8 protein-coding genes and 1 rRNA gene are annotated in these 5,843 nt (G+C 49.2%); 7 read left to right on the top strand and 2 right to left on the bottom strand.

Translation table 11 applies throughout. From position 1 onward, the window contains the following. The first annotated feature begins 168 nt into the window (after window positions 1–168). The 7 genes from I8U27_RS20030 (at window position 169) to I8U27_RS20005 (ending at window position 5,369) form a co-directional block, all read left to right on the top strand. Complete coding sequence (locus I8U27_RS20030) at window positions 169–1,272, top strand: ABC transporter substrate-binding protein (protein ID WP_181754451.1); 1,104 nt, start codon at window positions 169–171, stop codon at window positions 1,270–1,272. A 47-nt stretch (window positions 1,273–1,319) separates the two neighbouring features. Beyond that, a complete protein-coding gene (locus tag I8U27_RS20025; protein ID WP_181754453.1) occupies window positions 1,320–2,324 on the top strand; it encodes an ABC transporter permease in 1,005 nt (334 codons plus the stop codon). Window positions 2,325–2,337: 13 nt separating this feature from the next. After that, complete coding sequence (locus tag I8U27_RS20020) at window positions 2,338–3,207, top strand: ABC transporter permease (RefSeq protein ID WP_232345705.1); 870 nt, start codon at window positions 2,338–2,340, stop codon at window positions 3,205–3,207. Between the two features lie 11 nt (window positions 3,208–3,218). Continuing rightward, window positions 3,219–3,608, top strand: a complete 390-nt coding sequence (locus I8U27_RS20015; protein WP_232345703.1) for an ATP-binding cassette domain-containing protein — start codon at window positions 3,219–3,221, stop codon at window positions 3,606–3,608. Beyond that, on the top strand, window positions 3,541–3,741 hold the full coding sequence (locus I8U27_RS20835; RefSeq protein ID WP_332310912.1) for an oligopeptide/dipeptide ABC transporter ATP-binding protein: 201 nt from the start codon (window positions 3,541–3,543) through the stop codon (window positions 3,739–3,741). The genes I8U27_RS20015 and I8U27_RS20835 overlap by 68 nt, the downstream gene beginning before the upstream one ends. Further along, window positions 3,738–4,691, top strand: a complete 954-nt coding sequence (locus I8U27_RS20010; protein WP_181754457.1) for an oligopeptide/dipeptide ABC transporter ATP-binding protein — start codon at window positions 3,738–3,740, stop codon at window positions 4,689–4,691. The genes I8U27_RS20835 and I8U27_RS20010 overlap by 4 nt, the downstream gene beginning before the upstream one ends. A 405-nt stretch (window positions 4,692–5,096) precedes the next feature. Then, complete coding sequence (locus tag I8U27_RS20005; RefSeq protein ID WP_181754459.1) at window positions 5,097–5,369, top strand: DUF4190 domain-containing protein; 273 nt, start codon at window positions 5,097–5,099, stop codon at window positions 5,367–5,369. A 19-nt stretch (window positions 5,370–5,388) separates the two neighbouring features. Here the strand turns inward: I8U27_RS20005 and I8U27_RS21100 are convergent, their stop codons facing one another. Further along, complete coding sequence (locus I8U27_RS21100; protein ID WP_258567809.1) at window positions 5,389–5,514, bottom strand: hypothetical protein; 126 nt, start codon at window positions 5,512–5,514, stop codon at window positions 5,389–5,391. Between the two features lie 90 nt (window positions 5,515–5,604). Next, a 5S ribosomal RNA gene (gene rrf, locus I8U27_RS20000) occupies window positions 5,605–5,721 on the bottom strand. Window positions 5,722–5,843 lie beyond the last annotated feature (122 nt).

Genomic DNA, 5,843 nt, shown 5'->3' with positions numbered 1-5,843 from the left:
AGCAACCAAATCTACACGCCTGGAAGGAAGGTGGATCGATGAGGTAAACACCTCCTCAATATCCTTCGGTAATATCCCAGTTAATGGAAATCTAGACTGGGTTTCTTAAGTTTTGCCTTTTTTAGATAACAGGGGCTTTATAATTTCCAATTTCCCTGTTTCAATGGCTTGACATATTACCGCAGGACTTTTCTCTCTACGCTGGCTGCAAACTATGGCAGCATCGTCAATCCCAGGGTCAAACAACATGAACAGAATAACGATTTAGGGCAGCATTTTCTGGCCAGCCATACGATGGGGAGCGGGCCCTATCAACTGGCGGAGTGGAAAAAAGGGCAGTATTTTAAACTGGAACCAAACCCCCACTCTCCCGTCAAGCCCGCCTTTAAAAAAATATATTTTAAAATCGTAACTGATCCGTCCGCTCAACGGTTGCAACTGGAAAAAGGGGAAATTGATATCGCTGAGGGGATTCCGGTTGAGCAGCTGCAGGGACTTTCCAGAGCCAAAAATGTTCAACTCCTGCAAAAGCCCAGTTTGTTTGTCGACTACGTCTATATCAATTCCTCCAGGGGAAATCCGGCGCTAAAAAACCCTAAGGTCCGGCAAGCGTTAAGCTATGCCATCGATTACGGCGCTTTGACAAAAGCCGTCCAACAGGGCTATGCCACACAAATGAGGGGCCCCATTCCATCGGGGTTGTGGGGACATGACAAAAATGCCAAACAATACACACATGATGTCAATCAAGCAAAAGCATTCCTGGCTGAAGCCGGGGTTTCCAACCTCTCTCTCACCCTCCTCTACTCGGACAACAAACCCTGGTGGGAGACAGAAGCACTGGCTCTGCAATCTTACCTCGCGGAAGCCGGCGTAAAAATAAACATGAAGAAAGTAGCATATGCAACGATGCGGGAGATGATCGACCAGGGACAGTTTGATCTCTGTCTGGGTGTGTGGAGCCCTGACTTTGGCGATCCGTATATGTTTATGAATTACTGGTTTGACTCCAATAATTTCGGATTGGCGGGAAACCGGGCCTTCTATAAAAATGATCAGGTTGACCGGTACTTGCGGCAGGCGGCCACGGTCAACAACCAGGCAGAGCGTGAAAAGCTGTACCAAAAAGTACAACAGATTGTGATTGACGAAGCGCCTTATATTTACCTGTACCAGAAAGACTTTATTCTGCCCATCAATAAACAGGTCAAGGGCTTTGTCTATAATCCGATGCTGGAAGGAATCTATAATCTGGCGGACATGTCCAAATAGGTATCAGAAGAAAAAATGATCATCACGCTGACGGGAGTTGTTTTCTCATGAAGCAAATCATCGCAAAACGCCTGGGTCTCCTTTTTCTTGTGGTATTTGGCGTTACATTTATCACCTTTTTGCTCTCCCACATCATTCCCGGCGATCCGGCCAGAATGATGGTCGGCCAGCGGGCAAATGAGGAAACACTTGAGCAAGTCCGTCATCAACTGGGCCTGGACCAACCGGTCTGGGTTCAATATTTTATTTACATCAAGGCGATTCTCCGGGGAGACCTGGGTATTTCGATACGCACCCAACAACCGGTGATTGATGACCTGATCGCCTTTTTCCCCGCTACGCTTGAACTGGCCTTACTTGCTTTCTTCTTTGCCCTGCTGGTTGGGATCCCGCTTGGTGTGATGGCAGCGGTCAAAAAAGATACGCTCTGGGATCATGCCGGGCGGCTGTTTTCCATCGCCGGGGTATCTACACCCGTATTTTGGAGCGGCCTTGTCCTCATCCTGATTTTCTACGGCTATTCGGGATGGTTTCCCTCGACGGGCCGGCTGGATCTTGACATTCACCCCCCGACTCACGTCACTGGTTTATATCTGTTGGACAGCCTTTTATCGGGAGACTGGATCGCTTTTAAAAACAGCTTATGGCATATCTTTCTCCCTGCTGTTACCCTTTCTTATGCCCAATTGGCGATTATCACCCGCCAGGTTCGTGCCAGCATGCTGGAGGTGCTCAGCCAGGATTATATCAGAACGGCCAAGGCCAACGGGATCAGCGGCCCGCTTCTTTTGTTCCGTTACGCTTTGCGCAATGCCCTCATCCCTACCATTACGGTGGTTGGCCTTTCGTTTGGCTCTCTGCTCGGGGGAGCAGTCGTGACAGAAACCATTTTCGGCTGGCCCGGGATGGGCAAATATGTGGTAGACTCGATCGCTTATCTGGACTATCCGGCCATTACCGGCTTTACTCTGCTCATCTCCATCGGCTATGTGCTGATCAATTTAATCGTCGATATCACCTATTTTCTGTTGGACCCGCAGATTAAAGAGTGAAAGGGGAGCCATGATGCAAACCCAGATGAACATCAGTCCGGTCAAGAAAGAGGGCAGCCTATTTTTCTATAAATTCATAAAAAATAAAATGGCTTTAGCCGGTTTTGCCATCCTTGGAGTGATTCTGGTCTGTTCCCTGTTTGCTCCTTTTCTGACCAGTTACGACCCAACCAGGACAAATATTGGCCAGCAATTTCAAGCTCCTTCCGCCCTTCACTGGTTTGGGACGGATGAAGTAGGACGGGATATTTTTAGCCGTGTTCTTTACGGCTCACGCCTGTCCCTAGGCATCGGCATCACCGTCGTGGTTTCCGCTGGCACCATTGGCACTTTCCTGGGCACCATCTCCGGCTATCTCGGCGGGAAGGTCGATCAGGTGATCATGCGGATCATGGATATGGTGCTGGCCTTTCCGACATTGATATTAGCAATGGCCTTAGCCGCCGCTCTGGGACCCAATTTATTGAATGCCATGATCGCGATTGCCATTGTTAAAATTCCTGTTTATGTCCGTCTGGCCCGCGGGGAGACACTTGCCCTCAGAGAAAAGCTTTTTGTGCAGGCCGCAGTTACCTTCGGAATTCCATCCTGGCGCATTATCGCCCGCCATATCGTCCCGAATGCCATTTCTCCCGTGGTGATCCAGGTCACCCTTGATATCGGGGATGCAATTCTTATGGTTGCTACGCTGGGTTTTCTCGGTTTGGGCGCCCAACCCCCTACGCCTGAATGGGGAGCCATGATCAGCATCGGTTGGAAATATCTGTTGGACTATTGGTGGTACCCCACTTTTCCGGGTCTGGCCCTCTTTCTTGCCTCCGGTGCCTTAAATCTGATCGGTGACGGAATTCGGGACATATTGGACCCAAAATCGAGCCGCTAGGAGGAATGAAGATGCTGCTGGAGATCAAAAACCTGTCTGTGGAGTTTCACAGCATGCGGGGGATGGTACGGGCTTTGCATGAGGTAAGCCTGTCTGTCGATCGCGGGGAAGTGGTTGGCATTGTGGGCGAATCAGGGTCAGGGAAATCAGTCACTGCTCTGGCCATACTGGGTTTATTAGAAAAAAACGCCGCCATCCCCTCCGGAGAAATATGGTTTTCCGGGCAAAACATACTCGCCCTGAGCCAAAAAGAGAAACAGTCCATTCGCGGCAAACGGATCGGCATGGTCTTTCAGGAGCCGATGACAGCCCTTCATCCCACCATGCGCAGCGTTGCCCGATCTGGCAGACCCCAAACAGCCCTTGACCACAATCGGCGGCGAAGTTCCCAATCTTCATGAACGCCCTCCCGGCTGTCCTTTTGCTCCACGGTGCAGCAAGGTGATGGACAGATGCGTAAGTGAGCGGCCCCCACTTGAGCCACGGTCGCCCGGACATCATGCAGCCTGTTGGGCAGGGAGGGAAACAACATGAAAAAACTCATTGAATTTGACCATGTCCATAAACAGTACGGGAAGGGAAAGCATGTTGTCTCTGCTGTTCAAGACGCAAGTTTTGCGATCAGGCAGGGAGAGGTATTCGGGCTGGTCGGCGAATCCGGCTCCGGCAAAAGCACATTGGGAAAAATATGTATCGGCCTGGAAGCTCCGACCGCCGGAACCATCACCTACCTTGATGCCTCGCTCTGGAATAGGGGCAAGTTTTCACGCAAACGTTCAGGGGAGATTCAGATCGTCTTCCAGGACCCCCAGTCTTCCCTTGATTCCCGGATGACGGTAAAAGAAATCATCCTTGAACCACTTTATGCGCTCCGCCCGTCTGAACGAAAAGAGAGGGGATCAACGGAACGGTTCCACTCTTTAATAAGAAAAGTCGGCCTGAACCCGGAACACCTTTCGCGCTATCCCCATGAGTTCAGCGGCGGCCAGCGCCAGCGAATCGCCATCGCCCGGGCTCTGGTCACTGATCCGGCGTTTGTTGTCCTGGACGAACCCACATCCGCCTTAGATGTATCCGTACAAGCACAAGTATTAAATTTATTGAAGGAACTGAGGAAGGGAAAGAATTTAACCTACCTTTTCATTTCGCATAACATCTCCGTCATCCGCTACATGTGTGACCGGGTTGCTGTGATGTACAAGGGAAAAATAGTGGAAATCGGACCTGCTCCGGCAATCTTTGAAGCACCCTGTCATCCGTATACCCGGATTCTTCTCTCTTCTCTTCCAAGCATCCGCGAAAAGAGAAAATCCGGGATTCATTTTGCCGAACCTAAAAAAGCAGCTACGCCTGACGCCTGTATCTTTTATGAAAAATGCCCAACCAGGACGGACAAGTGCTTGCAATCTCCTCCTTTGACCGGACAAAAAGAAGGACACGTTGTGGCATGCCACTATGCGGAAGGAAGCAGAAATCCAATTTAAAAAATATGGCTTCCGGATGCTGTCACATTTGATCATGTCCTGCGAAAACGGGTTCCAACTGCCCAATTGGACCGGTGGAACCCGAAAACCACATCACGCAGCTGAGCTGATAAAAATCACCCACTTCGCAAACAGATTCCTATATGCCTCACAACAGGAAATTTTCGGTTGATTATCTGCTCGTTCTATTCTATAATTGTAATCAATATACATTATTTAAAAAATATGTAAATTCTAAGACCTTCACACTCGTACATATGCTCTCTTTTATCTTCTGCAAGGATCACTGTCTCTTTTCTGCAATTGCATCATTCCTGTTGTTCCATTACCTGTTGCGTGCCTGATCGTAAGGCGACAAATTTTTTATCTCTTTGCACCCCACTTTACACAAGGAGTGATTTGTTAGTGGAACCCGTACAACAACCCCAATCTGTCTCTTCCGCTGACCCCGCTCAAAACAAGAAAGCTTCCATCTCTCTTGTATTGGGAGTTCTGGGGGTCATCGGCTCACTTATTTATGCTTTAGCGGGCGTTTTATTTGGTGCCGCCGGGCTGATCGTGTCATTTAGCGGCCGAAAATCTGAAAAGAAAAATCTGGCGACTGCAGGAATGGTGTTAAGTATCCTGGGGATTGCTCTAGGAGCTTTTGCGTTCGTTCTGAAATTTTTTGCTTTCTAGCCGATCAAAAGTACATCTTTCAAAAGCCGTTTCCTTGAGCAAAGGCCCAAGGAAACGGCTTTTCTTTTATAATTTTTACAGCTTCTTTGAGCGTACTATTTGTCAGCTTGATTGCAGCCATCACTAAATAAAACACATTCTCCATGTTCAAGATCCATGATCATGTACCCATCACCTATTTTTATCTTTAGATATGAAAAAAAGAGCTAACCCGCATGGGTTAGCCCTTGTGTCTGCCTGGCAACGTCCTACTCTCCCGGGGGCCTTCGCCCCAAGTACCATCGGCGCTGGAGGGCTTAACGGTCGTGTTCGGGATGGGAACGAGTGGATCCCCTCCGCCATTGTCACCAGACGTTATAAAGCTTTAGAGGTGCGACGCACCTTCAAAATTAGATTGGAATAAAGCGGGTTGCATGTCGGGAAGTGTAATGGAAGTAGGTTAAGCCCTCGACCGATTCGTATCTGTCAGCTGAG

It is taken from the genome of Paenactinomyces guangxiensis (genome assembly GCF_016055185.1).
GTDB lineage: Bacteria > Bacillota > Bacilli > Thermoactinomycetales > Thermoactinomycetaceae > Paenactinomyces > Paenactinomyces guangxiensis.
Note: the sequence above shows the minus strand (reverse complement) of the source record. Positions and strands in the feature narration are given on the sequence as shown.

Excerpts from the sequence above, each read along its gene's own strand:
- I8U27_RS21100 (WP_258567809.1), bottom strand. The coding sequence starts at position 5,514 with ATGGAGAATGTGTTTTATTTAGTGATGGCTGCAATCAAGCTGACAAAT.
- I8U27_RS20020 (WP_232345705.1), top strand. The coding sequence starts at position 2,338 with ATGCAAACCCAGATGAACATCAGTCCGGTCAAGAAAGAGGGCAGCCTA.
- I8U27_RS20025 (WP_181754453.1), top strand. The coding sequence starts at position 1,320 with ATGAAGCAAATCATCGCAAAACGCCTGGGTCTCCTTTTTCTTGTGGTA.
- I8U27_RS20010 (WP_181754457.1), top strand. The coding sequence starts at position 3,738 with ATGAAAAAACTCATTGAATTTGACCATGTCCATAAACAGTACGGGAAG.
- I8U27_RS20015 (WP_232345703.1), top strand. The coding sequence starts at position 3,219 with ATGCTGCTGGAGATCAAAAACCTGTCTGTGGAGTTTCACAGCATGCGG.